This is a genomic window from Microbacterium sp. PI-SA-G (genome assembly GCF_057215335.1).
Genome location: NZ_CM170103.1, coordinates 851,012 through 867,534 on the forward strand (window position 1 = coordinate 851,012; position 16,523 = coordinate 867,534).

Genomic DNA, 16,523 nt, shown 5'->3' on the forward strand with positions numbered 1-16,523 from the left:
ACTCCGGTCAGCGGATGTTGTTGTCGTGCCCGTGCGCGCCCGAGGGCAGCGTGGGGATCGACTTCTGCATCTGGACGAGGAACTCGACGTTCGAGTGCGTCTCGCGCAGCTTGCCCAGGACGACCTCGAGAGCCTGCTGCTGGTCGAGACCGGCGAGGGCGCGGCGCAGCTTCCACGTGATCTTGACCTCGTCAGCCGAGAGCAGGATCTCTTCGCGGCGCGTGCTCGACGCATTCACGTCGACGGCCGGGAAGATGCGCTTGTCGGCGAGCGAGCGCGACAGGCGCAGCTCGCTGTTGCCGGTGCCCTTGAACTCCTCGAAGATGACCTCGTCCATCTTGGAGCCGGTCTCCACGAGTGCGGTCGCGAGGATCGTGAGCGATCCGCCGTTCTCGATGTTCCGCGCGGCGCCGAAGAAGCGCTTGGGCGGGTAGAGAGCAGATGCGTCGACACCACCGGTGAGCACGCGACCCGAAGCCGGGGCGGCCAGGTTGTACGCGCGGCCGAGACGGGTGATCGAGTCGAGGAGCACGACGACGTCGCGACCCAGCTCGACGAGACGCTTGGCACGCTCGATGGCGAGCTCGGCGACCGTCGTGTGGTCCTCGGCGGGACGATCGAAGGTCGAGGCGATGACCTCGCCCTTCACCGTGCGCTCCATGTCGGTGACCTCTTCGGGGCGCTCGTCGACGAGCACGACCATGAGGTGGACCTCGGGGTTGTTCTGCGCGATCGCGTTGGCGATCTGCTGCAGGACGATGGTCTTGCCGGCCTTGGGCGGTGCGACGATGAGTCCGCGCTGGCCCTTGCCGATCGGCGCGACCAGATCGATGATGCGCTGGGTGAGCTTCTCGGGCGCGGTCTCCAGGCGCAGACGCTCCTGCGGGTAGAGCGGCGTGAGGTTGCCGAACTCGACGCGGGTCGCGGCGTCGTCGACGGACAGACCGTTGATCGAGTCGACCTTGACCAGCGCGTTGTACTTCTGACGCCCCTGCTGCTCGTTCTCGCGCGGCTGCTTGATCGCGCCGACGATCGCGTCGCCCTTGCGGAGGTTGTACTTCTTGACCTGTCCGAGCGAGACGTACACGTCGCTGGGGCCCGCGAGGTACCCGGTCGTGCGCACGAAGGCGTAGTTGTCGAGCACGTCGAGGATCCCGGCGATCGGGATGAGGACGTCGTCCTCGCCGATCTCGGTGTCGAACTCGTCGACCGGGGCGCCGCTGCGGCGCTTGTTGCGCTGACGGTTGCGTCCGTTGCCGCCGGCCTGGTCATCGTCCGCGGCGGGCTGCTGCTGCTGTTGCTGCTGCTCCTGCGCTGCGCCGTTCTGACCGCGTCCGCGGTTGCGGCTGCGGTTGCGGCTGCGGTTGCGTCCGCCCTGCTCGTCGCCCTCGCCGGAATCGGCATCGGAGGAGGACTCGGAAGGAACATCGGAATTCTGCGTGGCCGCAGGAGCCTCGGCATCGGCGGCGGGCTTCTGCGCACCGCGACGACCGCGACCGGTGGTCTTGGGGGCAGGTGCGTCACCGGAGTCGGCGGCGGGCTTGTCGCCGGCACCCTTGTCGGTGCTGTTCGCGTCGGCGGCGTTGTCGGCGTTGCGCGTGTCTGCGCCCCTGCCCGCGTTCCGCGTCTCTGCGTCGTTGTCAGCGTTCCGCGCGTCGGCACCGTTGTCGGCGTTCCGCGAATCGCTGTTCGAGGCGGCGGGCGTCTCAGCCGCCGACGACTCGGCGGCGGGCGCCTCGGCATCGGTCTTCTTGGCACGGCTGCGACGGGGGGCCTTCGCCTTGGGAGCGGCCTCGGCGGCCTCTCCGTCGTTGCTCACCGCGACAGGCGCGGGGGCTTCGGTCTTGGCCTCGGCAGCGGCGGCTGCCTTCTCGGCCTTCGCAGCGGCGGTCGCGCTGGTGGCACGACGCGGTGCGCGCTTGCGCGCCGGTGCGGCCTCTGCAGTCGCGTCGGCGCTGGCGGCCGGGGCAGTGGCGGACGATGCCGCCTGGTCGTTCTGGGTCTCGGAGAAATTCTCCACGAGCACTTCCTCTATGTCATGGGAAATGAGCGGTGTACGCGCACAACGGGTGCTGCGCGCGATCGCACGGGCTGACGCTCGGCGTCAGCCGGCCTTGGGCACGTATGCCGTGGGGGTTGGCGTGCGGGTCTTGCAGAGTTGCAATGGGGCCAGATTCACGAAGCTACGTGGAAGCCCTCCGCTCGATCCCCCACTGTACCACCACGCACGTCGACCGCCAGCAGCAGTGCGTCCCACGGGGTGTCGGTCACGCTGTCGGCGAGTTCGACCGCGGCCTGACGGCTGCCCGGTCCATCGGCGAGCACGAGCACGCTCGGCCCCGCCCCCGACACCACGGCCGCGAACCCGGCCGCACGCAGGGCCTGCACAAGGCGCTGCGTCTCGGGCATCGCCTCGGCGCGGTAGTCCTGATGCAGGCGGTCCGCCGTCGCGTCGAGCAGCAACTCCGGGCTCTGCATCAGCGCGGCGATCAGCAGTGCCGAGCGCGAGACGTTGAAGATCGCGTCCGCGGTCGAGACCTGTGGCGGCTGGAGCGACCGCGCCTGGGAGGTCGACATCGTGTATGAGGGCACGAGCACGAGGGGCGAGACGCCGCGGTGCACGAGGAGCTTCTTGTGCTGTGGCCCGCGCTCCCCCACCCAGGCGATCGTCAGGCCGCCGAACAGGGCGGGCGCCACGTTGTCGGGGTGCCCTTCGAGTTCGGTCGCAAGGCGCAGCAGGTCGTCGTCGCTGATCTCGACATCGCCGGCCAGCAGGCCCTTCGCGGCGAGCACACCGGCCGTGACGGCGGCACCCGACGAACCGAGGCCTCGTCCGTGCGGCACGGTGTTCTCGGCGACGATCCTCAGGCCGGGCATCGGGCGACCCGCGTCGGCGTAGACATGCGCGATCGTGCGCACGATGAGATTCGAAGCATCGGTGGGAATCTCGTCCGCACCGGTTCCGGTGACCTCGATCTCGAGCTGCCCCGCCGGCAGCTCGGTGACCTCGAGGGTGTCGTAGATGCTGAGGGCCAGGCCCAGCGTGTCGAAGCCGGGGCCCAGATTCGCGCTCGTCGCGGGAACGCGGACGTCGAGCGTGCGCCCCTGCGCCACGGTCACTCGCCTTCCACGCGCAGCACGGAGACCACGCGGGCGACGACCGGGCTGTCGGCGAGTGCGTCGACGGTCGCGCTCAGCGCGCTCTCCGTCGCGCGATGCGTGCCGATGATGAGGCGTGCGGTGGGCTCGTCCTCGCCCTCGACCGTCTGCACGACCGTCGCGACCGAGACGCCGCCGTCGCTGAGGGTGCCGGCGACCGTGGCGAGCACACCCGGGGCATCCGCCACCTCGAGGGTGATCTGATAGCGGGTCGTCACGTGTCCGATCGGAACGACCGGAAGGTTGGCGCGCGTCGACTCTCCCACGCCCACGCCGCCGGCGATGTGCCGGCGTGCCGCGGAGACGACGTCGCCCAGCACGGCGGACGCCGTCTGGACGCCACCGGCGCCGGCACCGTAGAACATCAACGATCCGGCGGCCTCGGCCTCGACGAAGACCGCGTTGTTCGCGCCGTGCACGCTCGCGAGCGGGTGCGACTGCGGCACCAGTGCCGGGTAGACGCGCACCGAGATCGACTCGTCGCCGTTCGCCTCGATGCGCTCGCACACGGCGAGCAGCTTGATCACGAATCCGGCCGTCCGGGCCTCGTCGATCATCGACGCGGTGATCGAGGTGATCCCCTCTCGGTGAACCGCGTCGAGCGGCACAGCGGTGTGGAACGCCAGGCTCGCGAGGATCGCGGCCTTCTGAGCGGCGTCGTAGCCCTCGACGTCGGCGGTCGGGTCGGACTCGGCGTATCCGAGGCGCTGCGCGTCGGCGAGCACATCGGCGAAGTCCGCTCCCTCTGTCTCCATCCGATCGAGGATGTAGTTGGTCGTGCCGTTCACGATGCCCATGATGCGCACGACCCGGTCGCCCGCGAGAGAATCGCGCAGCGGGCGGATGATCGGGATGGCTCCGGCAGCGGCGGCCTCGTAGTACACCGAAGCGCCCACCCGGTCGGCGGCCTCGAAGAGCTCGGGGCCATGCGTGGCGAGGAGGGCCTTGTTCGCCGTGACGACATCGGCGCCTGAGCCGATCGCCTGCAGGATGCTGGTGCGGGCGGGCTCGATCCCACCGATGAGTTCGATGACGATGTCGGCACCGAGGATCAGCGACTCGGCGTCGGTGGTGAACAGCTCCTTCGGGAGGTCGACGTCGCGCGGAGCGTCGATGTCGCGCACCGCGATGCCGGCGAGCTCCAGCGAGGCACCGGCGCGGTCGGCGAGCTCGTCGCCGTGCCGCAGCAGCAGCCCCGCGACCTGAGAGCCGACGGCTCCGGCGCCGAGAAGTGCCACTCGAAGTCGTCGGTACTCTGTCATCTTGCTCCTTCAGGGGTGGACGGACGGGATCCGTCGGAGAGGTTCGCCGCGTCGATGCCGGGGTCGCGCGCGAGCAGGTCGGCGACGGTCTCACCGTGCACGATCACTCGCGAGTGGCCGTCGCGCACGGCGACGACGGGCGGACGAGGGACGTGGTTGTAGTTGCTGGCGAGCGAGACGCAGTAGGCGCCCGTCGCGGGGACGGCGAGCAGGTCGCCGGGGACGAGGTCTGCGGGAAGGTACTCGTGGTCGACGACGATGTCGCCCGACTCGCAGTGCTTGCCGACGACGCGGCTCAGCTGAGGCGCGCCCTCGCCGACACGCGAGGCGATCCGAGCCGAGTACTGGGCCCCGTAGAGCGCGGTGCGCGCGTTGTCGCTCATGCCGCCGTCGACGCTCACGTAGCGACGGACCGCTCCGGTCTCGATCGTGACGTCCTTGGTCGTGCCGACCTCGTAGAGCGTCACCCCGGCCGTGCCGACGATCGCCCGACCGGGCTCGAACGAGAGAGCGGGGATGTCGATGCCGCGGGCGGCGCAGCCCTCGGCGACGGATGCCACGATGGCTGCCGCGAGGTCTTCGATCGGCGTCGGGTCGTCGACGCGCGTGTAGGCGATGCCGAAGCCGCCGCCGAGGTTCATCTGCGGCACCGGTCCCCCGGCCAGCAGGGTCTCGTGCAGCTCGAGCACGCGTGAGGCGGATTCGCGGAAGCCTGCGACACCGAAGATCTGCGAACCGATGTGGCAGTGCAGGCCGGCGAAGTCGAGACCGGGCAACTCACGGATGCGGGCGACCGCAGCCTCGGCATCCGGCAGCGAGAAACCGAACTTCTGATCCTCGTGGGCGGTCGCGAGGAACTCATGAGTCTCGGCGTGCACGCCGCTGATCACCCGCACGAACACGCGCTGCACCGTGCCGGTGCGTGCCGTGATCGCGCCGAGGCGCTCGATCTCGATCGCGCTGTCGACGATGATCGATCCCACACCGATCTCGACGGCCCGTTCGAGCTCGCCGACGGACTTGTTGTTGCCGTGGAAGCCGATCGATGCCGGCGCGACACCCGCGGCGAGAGCGACCTCGAGTTCACCACCTGTGCAGACGTCGACACGCAGGCCCTCGTCGACGACCCAGCGGGCGACCGTCGCGCACAGGAACGCCTTGCCGGCGTAATAGATCTGCGCGGTGGTGCCGTGCGCGGCGGACGCACGGTCGAACGCGTCACGGAACGCCCGAGCCCGCGTGCGCACCTCGTCCTCGTCGATGACGATGAGCGGGGTGCCGTAGGTCTGCACGAGTTCGCCGGCGGTCATCCCGGCGAGGACGAGCGCGCCGTCGGCGTCGCGCGACGCGGATGCCGGCCACACACCGGCCGCGAGGTCATTCGCGTCGTCGGGCTGGACCAGCCATTCCGGGGCGAGCGAGTCGGCAGGGGAAAGCAATGATCACCAATCGTGGGACGGATCTCGGGCTGAACACGCACATCGAGGATGACCCGATTCTAGAGCACCGGCATCCGGAGAGCTGTCATGGTGACGCTTCACGTCAACCCCCCGGACGCGCACCCTCGCGTCCTCGTAGGGTGGGGCTGTGACGAACACCGAAACGCGGTCCGACGCCCCCGCCCGTCCCGGCCTGATCGCGCGCGTCAGCGGAACCGCCATCCGCTGGGCGCTCGCGCGCCGCCCCGTCCGCGCCGGACTGCTGTACTCCGAGCGTCGCGGGCCGATGCTGGCCGACAGCGTGACGTATCGCGCGCTGTTCAGCGTGTTCGCCGGCGTCCTGCTGGGGTTCTCGCTCGCCGCCCTCTGGCTCGCGGGAAACCCCGACGCCTGGCAGTCGATCATCACTGCGGTGCAGTCCGTCGTGCCCGGCCTGATCGGCGAGGACGGCATCATTGATCCGTCCGATCTCGAGGCACCGGCCTCACTGTCGCTCGCCGGGATCATCTCCCTGATCGCGCTCGTCGGTGCCGCGCTCGGCGCGATCGGGTCGCTACGCACCGCGGTGCGCGTGATCGCCGGCACCACGCATGACGACATCCTGTTCATCTGGGTGATGCTGCGCAACCTGCTGCTCGCGATCGGCATCGGGGCGTCCTTCCTCGCCGCAGCCGCCGCCACCTTCATCGGACAGCTCGGAATCACGTGGATCACCGGGCTGCTCGGGCTTCCGGCAGACTCCGACGTCGCGAGCTGGACCGTACGGCTGCTCTCGCTGCTCGTGGTGTTCGCCCTCGACACCGTGCTGGTCGCCGCGATCTTCAGAGTGCTCTCAGGTGTCAAGGCCTCGGCACGCTCCCTGTGGACCGGCGCCCTGATCGGCGGTGTCGGGCTGATCGTGCTCCAGCAGCTGTCGAGCCTGTTCGTCGGCGGAGCCACGAGCAATCCGCTTCTCGCCTCGTTCGCCTCACTGCTGGCACTGCTGATCTGGCTGAACTTCTCGAGCCAGGTGATCCTGTTCTCCTGCGCCTACATCGTCACCGCCGAAGAGGAGAAGAAGGACCGTGTGCACGCGCGCTACGGAGCCGCCACCTTCATCCAGCGCCGCGTGCAGCGCGCCGAGGTCGACGTCAAGATCGCACAGGACGAGCTGCGTGCGGCCCAGAAGGCCGTGGCAGACGAAGCTGCGAGTTGAGATCAGCGAGCGGGGCAGACGCCCTTCTCGAGCAGGCTCTCATCCGTGGCGATCGCGCCGTCCACGTCGATGTCGATCACGGCGGCGCTGCCGACGATCTGCAGACCGGTCAGCGTGAGCCCCGCCGGGAGCTGGTCGGCGATGCAGATGCGTTGCGTCTGCGTGAGATCGGATCCGATCGCACCGAGCGACGAGTCCACCTGGTCGGCGTCGATCACGATGCCGCCGACGCTCACCTGCACCGGCGTCAGCTGCAGGTCGCCGTCGACCGCACCGGGCGTCACCGTGAGCGCGAACGGGATATCCACGCCGAACAGTGCGAAGGAGCCGCCCACTGTCGCGTTCGGCGCCTCGAGCGTGACGGTCTCGATCGGGATGTCGGTGGCGGAGACGAGGGTGGTGAACTCGGCCTCGTTGATCCGGATGGTGCCGGCCGCTCCCCCAAGGTCTCCGCCGCGCAGCGGTACTCCCGTCGCGGTGACGTCGGCGGCACCCGTGATCCCCTCGAGGGTGATCGAGTCGGTCGACAGATGCAGGCTGTCGAGCGTGCCGCCGATGAGTTGGGGCAGCAGGATTCCGTCGGCCTCGACCGCGAGCTGCTGGTCGGCCGGCAGCTGAAGTTCGTCGATGACGATCGAGCGGACGATACCGGGCAGAACGGCACGCGCGATGAGCTCGGCCACCACCACCAGCACGGCCAGCAGCACCACCACGATCAGCAGCACCCACGGCCAGCGACGGCGACGACGCGGCGCCGCCGCCCGGTCGCCTGAGCCGGGGATGACGAGCGTCTGATGCTCCGCCGCCGCGTCCGGGTACGGAAGGGTGTGGTTGTCGTCGCTCATGACCCAATCCTGCCCTACCGCCCGGGCGCGGCCGGTGGTCGTTCCTACATGCGCTCCGGAGCGGAGACGCCGAGCAGGTCGAGCCCGTTGCGGAACACCTGACCTGCGGCGTCGTTCAGCCACAGGCGAGTGCGGTGCACGGTCTCGATCGGGTCGTCGCCCTGCGGGATCACGCGGCAGTTGTCGTACCAGCGGTGGTACAGCCCCGCCAGCTCCTCGAGGTAGCGCGCGACACGGTGCGGCTCGCGCACCTCGGCGGCGAACGCCACGATGCGCGGGAACTCCTGCAGCGCGCCCAGGAGCGCCGCCTCGGACTCGTGCGTCAGCGTCTCGGGCGCGAACTCCGAGCGGTCGACACCCGAATCCCCCGCGTTGCGAGCCACGTTGTGCGTGCGGGCGTGCGCATACTGCACGTAGAACACGGGGTTGTCGTTCGTGCGCTTCTGCAGCAGTTCCGGGTCGAGTGCCAGCGGTGAATCGGCGGGCGAACGCTCCAGCGAGTACCGCAGCGCGTCGGTGCCGAGCCATTCGCGCAGGTCGTCCATCTCGATGATGTTGCCGGCGCGCTTGCTGAGGCGCGCACCACCGACCGAGACGAGCTGGCCGATCAGCACCTCGACATCCTTCTCGGGGTCGTCGCCGGCCGCGCCCGCCAGAGCCTTCAGACGGTGCACGTATCCGTGATGGTCGGCGCCCAGCAGGTAGATCTTGTGCGCGAAGCCGCGGTCGCCCTTGTTCAGGTAGTAGGCGGCGTCGGCGGCGAAGTAGGTGTACTCGCCGTTCGAGCGACGGATCACGCGATCCTTGTCGTCGCCGAAGTCGGTGGTGCGCACCCAGACAGCGTCCTCGTCGTCGAACACGTGGCCCTGCTCGCGCAGACGATCGACAGCCTGATCGACGAGGCTGACCCCGTCGGCGTTCTTCGCGTGCAGCACCCGCTCGGAGAACCAGACGTCGAAGTGCACGTTGAACTTCGACAGCGACTCCTGCTGCTCCGCGAGCTGATATTCGTACCCGAGCTCGCGGGCCACGACGACCTGATCGTCCTCAGCCAGCTCGAGCAGATCCGGGCGCGCGGCCAGCACGCGGGCAGCGAGGTCCTTGATGTAGCTGCCCGCGTAGCCGCCCTCGGGCGTGGGCTCGTCCTTCGCCGCGGCGACGATGGAGCGGGCGAACCGCTCCATCTGCACACCGGCGTCGTTGATGTAGAACTCCCGGGCGACGGTCGCACCCGATGCGGCGAGGACACGGCCGATGGCGTCGCCGAGCGCCGCCCAGCGGGTGTGCCCGATGTGCAGCGGACCGGTGGGGTTGGCGCTCACGAACTCGATGTTGATGCTGCGACCGGCCTGCGATTCGTTGGTGCCGTAGGCGACTCCGGCATCGACGATCGTCTTCGCCAGCGCACCGGCGGCCGCGGCGTCGAGACGGATGTTGATGAAGCCGGGTCCGGCGACCTCGGCGCTCGCGACGCCGTCGACCGCGGAGAGGCCGTCGGCGATCTGCTGGGCGAGCTCGCGCGGGTTCGTGCCGAACGGCTTGGCCAAGCGCATGGCGATGTTGGATGCCCAGTCGCCGTGGTCGCGGTTGCGCGGACGCTCGAACACGAGGTCGGGCGCGGCGAGTCCGAGGGGCTCGCCCGGACGTCGCTCGTCTGCGATGGGCGTCAGGACGGCGAGGAGGGCTTCGGCGAGCATTTCAGGAGTCATAGACTGCCCAGTTTACGGCGCGTCGCGCGGTCGAATTTGCGATGACGCCCGCGTGACTTACTCTCATGCCATGAAGGCCCGAGTCCTCCGCCGCCCGCTGCGCTCCGCGGGCGTCGCTGTCGCGATGGTCCTGGTGCTCGCGGCGGTCGCTCTCGGCATGTGGCGTCCGTGGTCGTCGCTGTCGTCGTCGGCGCCGGTCGGAGCCTCCGCGCAGGGCGAGGGCGCCGCCCCGGCATCCGTCGTTCCGGCCCCTCTCGCACTGCCTGAGAACCCCACCGTCCTCGTGTTCGGAGACTCGTGGACGTACGGCTCGGCCGCGACGCTGCCGACCGAGGGCTACGCGTATCGCCTCGCGGAGCTGCTGAAGGGCCGGACGATCGTGATGGGCGTGCGCGGCAGCGGCTACCTCAAGCCCGGCATCGACGGACCCGACTTCGGTGACCGGATCGCCGCACTCGACCCGACACTCGCGCCGGACCTCATCGTGATCCAGGGGTCCATCAACGACCGCAAGCAGGGTGAGGTCGGCTATCGCGAAGCGGTGACGGCTGCCTGGGAGGCGATGGCCGCGAAGTACCCGCAGGCCACCATCGTCATCCTCGGGCCGGCACCGCACGAACTTCCCGTCGGAGCCGCCACCGCCCGTATCGACGCCGACCTCGCCGAACTCGCCGGGGCACGCGGCTGGTGGTACATCTCCCCCATCGCGCAGGACTGGATCACTCCCGAGAACTACCTCCAGGTCATCGACGTCGAGGTGGGGCGCAAGCATCCCTCCAGCGACGGACACCGCTACCTGGCCGAGAAGGTCGCCGCGGCCCTGGCCGAGTTGAGCGGCGCGCCGGTCACCGTGGCCGGTGAGTCGGAGACCACCCCCGAGCAGTGATATTGTCGACCGGTACGCCTCCGTAGCTCAGTGGATAGAGCGCCGGTTTCCGGTACCGTAGGTCGCAGGTTCGACTCCTGTCGGGGGCACAGCAGACGATCAGAAGGCCCCGCCCATTCGGGCGGGGCCTTCTGCGTGCGTTGCCTGCGGCACGCGTCGCGCAGGGGACGCAAGTGGCCGCTATCGATGCTGTGACGCGGCCATCTGCGACCCCTGCCGTGCGAACGACTCAGTCCGCGACGATCTCCTCGATCGCTGCGAGCGGGATCGAGATCCACGCCGGTCGATTGCGCTTCTCGTAGATCGCCTCGTACACGGCCTTGTCGGCGACGTAGGCGTCGAGCAGCACGTGCTGATCGGCGAGCGCCCGCTCGTCATCCGTGTCGAGTGCCGCGACGTATGCGTCGAGGAAGCTGCGACGCGACCGCTCCGACCACTCCCGGCCGCGCGCCGCACGGAGCTCGCTTTCGTCGTCGTCGATCTGACTGGGGCCGGACTGCGACAGCTCGACGACGCCCGGTGCGTAGTCGAACGACCGCAGCATTCCGGCCACGTCGCGCCACGGCGAGTCCGGCAGGGCGCGCTCGAGGAACGGACGCCCCGGCTCCCCCTCGAAGTCCACGATCCGCCAGCCGTGCGCGGTGCGCAGCGTCTGGCCGAGGTGCAGATCGCCGTGCACTCGCTGCACATCGAGCCCCTGGAGCGCGGCCACCGCGCGATATGTGGCGCGCAGCTGCTCGGCGAACGGCTCGAGCTCGGGCACCGCACGCAGCGCGTTGTCGAGTCGATCGTTCATCACACGAGCAAGTTCCGCCACTGCCTCCGCGCCCCGCCGCTCGGACGGGAAGCGCTCACGCAGCATGGCGTGGATCTCGGCGACGGCAGCACCCAGACGCGCGGCTTCGCCGGCGAAGTCCCCGCCCGATTCGGCCACGCTCTGCTCCGGGTCCGCGAAGAGCGTGCGAACGCTGCCGGTGGCGAGCTCGAAGCCGTCGGCGGCGGTGCGCAGGAACTCCTGCAGCATCGCCAGCTGCACGATCTCGCCGTCCACCTCGGCCTCGATCCAGCCGTAGAGGTCGGCGATCGCGTCGGATTCTCCGCGCGTCAGCTCCTCGTGGATCTCGATGTCGGGGTTCAGCCCGGGGCTGACCTTGCGGAACACCTTCATGATCGCGGTGTCGTCGAAGCGGACGGACGAGTTCGACTGCTCGCCCGACAGCGGGGATCCGCGCCACTCCGGGCTCAGTGGCTGCCCGCCCTCCACGCGGCGGAACCGGAGTCCGCCGACCTCCGCGCGGCCGTCGGACTCGGCGGCGATGAAGCCGTCGAGCCAGAGCGCCATCGCGTCGCGGTCATGCACCGCGTCGAACAGGTACTGCGGGTGCTGGTCGTGCTCGACCTTGCCCACGAACGCGTGTCCGATGCGCTCCTGATACTCCGAGTACCACGACAGCGGCACCTGGTACGTCTCACTGCCGCCCTCGTGGTCCGAGTACTCCACGGTGACGAGCGACACGCTCACGTTCGTGCGACCGTCATCGCCGGACAGCTCGGCGATCGGCTGCACGCGGTGGACGTGGAACGGACGGCTCTTCCCCGCGAACCAGCGGGTGCGCACCAGGTACTCCTGCAGCGCGGCATGATCGATGGAACTCACAGCATCCTCGTCTCATCCGACTCATCCGGTCCGACCTGCAGCTGGAACCAGAAGAATCCGTGGCCTCCGAGCGTCAGCAGGTAGGGCAGCTCGCCGATCCGCGGGAACGGCACGCCGCCCACCAGCTCGACCGGGACCAATCCCTCGAAGCGGCGGAGGTCGAGTTCCACCGGCTGCGGGAACTGCGACAGGTTGTTGACGCACAGGATCACGTCGATCGAGCCGTCGTCGTTCGTGTGCTCGCGCGAGTACGAGAGCACGGCGGGGTTGGAACCGCCGAGGTCGTTGAAGCTGCCCAAGCCGAACGCCGGGTGCTTCTTGCGTGCGTGGATCATGTCGCGGGTCCAGTGCAGCAGCGAGGAGCGGTCCTCCTGCTGTGCCTCGACGTTCACCGCGAGATACCCGTAGACGGGGTCCTGCACGAGCGGACGCGAGAGCTTGCCGGGGTTGGCGCTCGAGAATCCGGCGTTGCGATCGGAGGTCCACTGCATCGGGGTGCGGACTCCGTCGCGGTCGCCCAGCCAGATGTTGTCGCCCATGCCGATCTCGTCGCCGTAGTAGAGCACGGGCGAACCCGGGAGCGAGAGCAGCAGCGCCGTGAAGAGCTCGATGCGGTCGATGTCGTTGTCGAGCAGCGGCGCCAGGCGGCGGCGGATGCCGATGTTCGCCTTCATCCGCGGATCCTGCGCGTACTCGCTCCACATGTAGTCGCGATCTTCGTCGGTGACCATCTCGAGCGTCAGCTCGTCGTGGTTGCGCAGGAAGATGCCCCACTGGGTTCCCGACGGGATCGGCGGGGTCTCGGCGAGGATCTCGCTGATCGGGTACCGGGACTCGCGGCGCACGGCCATGAAGATGCGCGGCATCACCGGGAAGTGGAAGCACATGTGGCATTCGTCGCCACCGACTTCCGGGTCGCCGAAGTAGTCCACGACGTCGGCCGGCCACTGGTTGGCCTCGGCCAGCAGCACGCGGCCCGGGTAGTCGCGATCGACGAAGCGACGCACCTCCTTGAGGAACTCGTGCGTCTCGGGCAGGTTCTCGCCGTTGGTGCCCGGGCGCTCGAAAAGGTAGGGGACCGCGTCGAGGCGGAAGCCGTCGAGCCCCATGTCGAGCCAGAAGCTCATGGCGTCGATCATGGCCTCCTTCACCTTCGGGTTGTCGAAGTTGAGGTCGGGCTGGTGCGAGAAGAAGCGGTGCCAGAAGTACTGCTGACGCACGGGATCCCACGTCCAGTTGCTCGGCTCGGTGTCGACGAAGATGATGCGGGCGTCCTCGTAGAGGTCGTCGGTGTCGCTCCACACGTAGAAGTCGCCGTAGGGGCCGTCCGGGTCCTTCCGCGACTCCTGGAACCACGGGTGCTCGTCGCTCGTGTGGTTCATGACGAAGTCGATGATCACGCGCATGTCGCGGGCGTGAGCCTCGTCGAGGAACTCCTGGAAGTCGGCGGTGGTGCCGAGATCTTCCTGGATTCCGGTGTAGTCCGAGACGTCGTAGCCGCCGTCCCGCAGCGGAGAGGGGAAGAACGGCGGGATCCAGAGGCAGTCCACGCCGAGCCACTGCAGATAGTCCAGCTTCTCGATCAGACCTCGGAAGTCTCCGGATCCGTCGCCGTCGCCGTCCTTGAACGAGCGTACGAGCACTTCGTAAAACACCGCGGTCTTGAACCACTCGGGCGCAGGACTGCCCGGGGTGTCGGGGAACGGCTCCTGCGTCAGGATCGGGATGGATGCCGTCTGGGGTGCCGGCTCTGCAGCAGTGGTCATGCGGTTCTCCTCACGCTCAGACGGGGAGAGACATCGACGAGGTCGAGGCGCGTCGAGGACGCGCGGTCTCTGAGCACGTCCAACCTGTCACATCCGCCACCCGCCTGCCTCCCCTTGCGCCGGCGGTTGCGCAGGGTGTACCGGCGCAACTTAGGTTGTGCACAATTTAAATGTGTGCAAGACTTCGGGCATGTCCGTGACCGATGAGATGGTGTGCTTCTCGCTCTACTCCGCCGCTCGCGCGACGACGCAGGCGTATCGCGCCGTGCTCGCCCCCTGGGGCCTCACCTATCCGCAGTATCTCGTGCTCGCGATCCTCTGGCACGAGGGCGAGCAGACGATCGGATCCCTGGGCGACGCGATGCAGCTCGACTCCGGAACGCTCTCTCCGCTGGTGCGGAGGCTGGAGCAGGCCGGATTCATCGCGAAGACGCGGAGCCCGCTCGACGAGCGCGTCGTCCTGGTGCACCTCACGCCTGACGGACAGGCGCTGCGCACCGAACTCGCCCGAGTACCCGCGCAGATCGCCGAGTTCTCGGGCATCCGCGACGACGCGCACCGTCGCCGCCTCATCAGCGAACTGCACGAGCTCACCGCTCTGCTGCAGGACGCCACCGCTGGCGCCTCCGCTCGGGGCGCCTCCCCCGCGAACCCCTCCTGACCGCGACCCGAAAGGAACCAGAACATGGAAGCCATCTACACCGCAGAGGCCCTCGCCACCGGCGCCGGCCGTGCCGGACACGTCGCCACCGACGATCGCCGTGTCGAGTTCGACCTCGCGATCCCGAAGGAGATGGGCGGCAGCGGCGACGGCGCGAACCCCGAGCAGCTGTTCGCCGCGGGCTACGCAGCCTGTTTCCACTCCGCACTGCAGTCCGTCGCGCGCGCCCAGAAGGTGTCGATCGCCGACTCGTCGGTCGGATCGCGCGTGAGCATCGGCTCAAACGGCCAGGGCGGCTTCGGCCTGGCCGTGGAGCTCGAGGTCGTCATCCCCGGCCTCCCGCACGAGCAGGCGCAGGCGCTCGCCGATGCCGCCCACCAGGTCTGCCCGTACTCGAACGCGACGCGCGGAAACATCGACGTCACGATCACGGTCTCCGACGACTGATGACGAACGCTCCTGAGGAGAACACCATGAAGGCACTCATCCACCCCACCTTCGGCGAAGCCGAAGACGTCCTCGCGCTCGAGGAGCAGCCGCTCCCGGAGCCCGGCGCCGGACAGGTCCGTCTGCGCGTCGTGCTTTCTCCGATCCATAACCACGATCTGTGGACGGTGCGCGGCACCTACGGCTTCAAGCCCGACCTGCCCGCGCGCTCCGGCACCGAGGCGCTCGGCATCGTCGACGCACTCGGCGAGGGCGTCGACCACCTCAGCATCGGGCAGCGCGTCGCCACGGGGGGAACCTTCGGCGCCTGGGCCGAGTACATCGTGACGACCGCCGCCGGACTCATCCCAGTGCCTGACGCGCTGTCGGACGAGAGTGCCGCGCAGCTCGTCTCGATGCCGTTCAGCACCATCAGCCTGCTGCAGTTCCTCGACGTGAACGAAGGCGACTGGATCGTCCAGAACGCGGCCAACGGCGCGGTGGGGCGGATGCTGGCGCAGCTCGGTGCCGCCCGCGGCATCAACGTGCTGGGTCTGGTGCGCCGCACCGATGGCGTGGAGGAGCTCCGCGCGCAGGGCATCGAGAACGTGATCGCGACCGATCAGGGCGACTGGCGCGAGCAGGCGGCGCGCCTTGTCGGCGACGCCCCGGTCGTGGCAGGCGTCGACTCGGTCGGCGGCTCGGCCTCGGGCGACGTGCTGTCGCTGCTGAGCGAGGGGGAACGCTCGTGGCCTTCGGCGCGATGAACTCCCCCGTGATGGAGATCGCGTCGTCCGACGTGATCTTCAAGCAGGCCACGGTGAAGGGATTCTGGGGCAGCAAGGTCATCCAGCAGCTCGACCGCGCGAACCGCGGCGCGCTGTTCGGCGAGCTGATCCAGCGCGTCACCGACGGCACGCTCACGTTGCCGGTCGCGGGAGTCTTCGATGCCGCCGATGCGGCCGATGCCGTGCGGATGAGCAAGACGCCCGGCCGGGTCGGCAAGGTGCTGCTGCGGTTCTGAATCGGCGGCTGGTGCGAAGGGGTCGTCCGACGGGCGGCCCCTTCGCGCGTCCGGTCAGTTGAGTCGGTCGACCTCCGCGATCAGGGCGAGTCGTTCGAGCAAGAGCGCTCCGGCGTCCTCCATCGCGGTCAGCGCCGACGCCACGACGAGCAGCAGGACCAGCCCGAAGAAGATCACGCCGGCCCAGGGGCGCCGGTACGCGATCGTGACCACGATCGCCGCCAGTGCCCCGAGGATCGCCACCGTCTGTCCTGCGACGGTCGCGAACGCCATGCGCAGCGCCGTGTCGACGGTCAGGGGGCCATAGCTGTTGAGCAGAGCGCTCAGTCCGAACGGAATCACCCCGAGTGTGACGAGCAGGATGAGGCGGCGACGTGCCCACCAGGGGACGGAGGCGCGACGGACCGGAGCATCCGTCAGCGTGGCAGTGGTCATGCGGTCACCCTAGCGACGCCGCGCCCACGAGGTCGAGACCCGCTTCAGCCACGCCCCGT

General features: G+C 69.1%; 13 protein-coding genes, 1 tRNA gene and 1 pseudogene. 6 read left to right on the top strand and 9 right to left on the bottom strand.

Annotated elements, in window-relative coordinates; all coding sequences use genetic code 11:
- Positions 1-7 precede the first annotated feature (7 nt).
- The 4 genes from rho to lysA form a co-directional block, all read right to left on the bottom strand.
- Positions 8-2,020 (bottom strand): transcription termination factor Rho, encoded by a 2,013-nt coding sequence (gene rho / locus AC2D10_RS04330; protein WP_484710688.1) that lies wholly within the window; start codon positions 2,018-2,020, stop codon positions 8-10.
- A gap of 155 nt (positions 2,021-2,175) precedes the next feature.
- Positions 2,176-3,120, bottom strand: a complete 945-nt coding sequence (thrB, locus tag AC2D10_RS04335) for a homoserine kinase (protein WP_484710689.1) — start codon at positions 3,118-3,120, stop codon at positions 2,176-2,178.
- Positions 3,117-4,421 (bottom strand): homoserine dehydrogenase, encoded by a 1,305-nt coding sequence (locus AC2D10_RS04340; RefSeq protein ID WP_484710690.1) that lies wholly within the window; start codon positions 4,419-4,421, stop codon positions 3,117-3,119. Before AC2D10_RS04340 ends, thrB begins: the two co-directional genes overlap by 4 nt.
- Complete coding sequence (lysA, locus tag AC2D10_RS04345) at positions 4,418-5,860, bottom strand: diaminopimelate decarboxylase (protein WP_484710691.1); 1,443 nt, start codon at positions 5,858-5,860, stop codon at positions 4,418-4,420. Before lysA ends, AC2D10_RS04340 begins: the two co-directional genes overlap by 4 nt.
- A gap of 148 nt (positions 5,861-6,008) precedes the next feature.
- Between lysA and AC2D10_RS04350 the strand changes: the two genes are divergently transcribed.
- On the top strand, positions 6,009-7,055 hold the full coding sequence (locus AC2D10_RS04350) for a YihY/virulence factor BrkB family protein (protein WP_484710692.1): 1,047 nt from the start codon (positions 6,009-6,011) through the stop codon (positions 7,053-7,055).
- A gap of 2 nt (positions 7,056-7,057) precedes the next feature.
- Here the strand turns inward: AC2D10_RS04350 and AC2D10_RS04355 are convergent, their stop codons facing one another.
- The gene (locus AC2D10_RS04355; RefSeq protein WP_484710693.1) at positions 7,058-7,900 is read right to left on the bottom strand and encodes an LmeA family phospholipid-binding protein; all 843 of its coding nucleotides are present in this window, start codon (positions 7,898-7,900) and stop codon (positions 7,058-7,060) included.
- Positions 7,901-7,944: 44 nt separating this feature from the next.
- Entirely contained in the window at positions 7,945-9,609 is a 1,665-nt protein-coding gene (gene argS, locus AC2D10_RS04360) for an arginine--tRNA ligase (RefSeq protein WP_484710694.1), read from the bottom strand.
- A gap of 70 nt (positions 9,610-9,679) precedes the next feature.
- Here argS and AC2D10_RS04365 point away from each other — a divergent pair, with 70 nt between their 5' ends.
- On the top strand, positions 9,680-10,495 hold the full coding sequence (locus tag AC2D10_RS04365) for an SGNH/GDSL hydrolase family protein (protein ID WP_484710696.1): 816 nt from the start codon (positions 9,680-9,682) through the stop codon (positions 10,493-10,495).
- A 16-nt stretch (positions 10,496-10,511) separates the two neighbouring features.
- Positions 10,512-10,584: transfer RNA gene (locus tag AC2D10_RS04370), tRNA-Arg, on the top strand.
- Between the two features lie 140 nt (positions 10,585-10,724).
- Here the strand turns inward: AC2D10_RS04370 and AC2D10_RS04375 are convergent.
- Positions 10,725-12,152 carry a maltokinase N-terminal cap-like domain-containing protein gene (locus AC2D10_RS04375; RefSeq protein WP_484710697.1) on the bottom strand — a complete coding sequence of 476 codons (1,428 nt, stop codon included), beginning with the start codon at positions 12,150-12,152 and terminating at the stop codon, positions 10,725-10,727.
- Complete coding sequence (gene treS / locus AC2D10_RS04380) at positions 12,149-13,918, bottom strand: maltose alpha-D-glucosyltransferase (protein WP_484710698.1); 1,770 nt, start codon at positions 13,916-13,918, stop codon at positions 12,149-12,151. The genes AC2D10_RS04375 and treS overlap by 4 nt, the downstream gene beginning before the upstream one ends.
- A gap of 190 nt (positions 13,919-14,108) precedes the next feature.
- On the opposite strand from treS, the gene AC2D10_RS04385 reads away from it, so the two are divergent.
- From AC2D10_RS04385 to AC2D10_RS04395, 3 genes and pseudogenes are all read left to right on the top strand, one after another.
- The gene (locus AC2D10_RS04385) at positions 14,109-14,579 is read left to right on the top strand and encodes a MarR family winged helix-turn-helix transcriptional regulator (RefSeq protein WP_484710699.1); all 471 of its coding nucleotides are present in this window, start codon (positions 14,109-14,111) and stop codon (positions 14,577-14,579) included.
- A gap of 24 nt (positions 14,580-14,603) precedes the next feature.
- Positions 14,604-15,026 (top strand): organic hydroperoxide resistance protein, encoded by a 423-nt coding sequence (locus tag AC2D10_RS04390; protein WP_484710701.1) that lies wholly within the window; start codon positions 14,604-14,606, stop codon positions 15,024-15,026.
- Positions 15,027-15,052: 26 nt separating this feature from the next.
- A pseudogene (locus AC2D10_RS04395) lies at positions 15,053-16,029 on the top strand (zinc-binding dehydrogenase).
- Positions 16,030-16,083: 54 nt separating this feature from the next.
- Here the strand turns inward: AC2D10_RS04395 and AC2D10_RS04400 are convergent.
- Positions 16,084-16,464, bottom strand: a complete 381-nt coding sequence (locus AC2D10_RS04400) for a hypothetical protein (protein ID WP_484710702.1) — start codon at positions 16,462-16,464, stop codon at positions 16,084-16,086.
- Positions 16,465-16,523 lie beyond the last annotated feature (59 nt).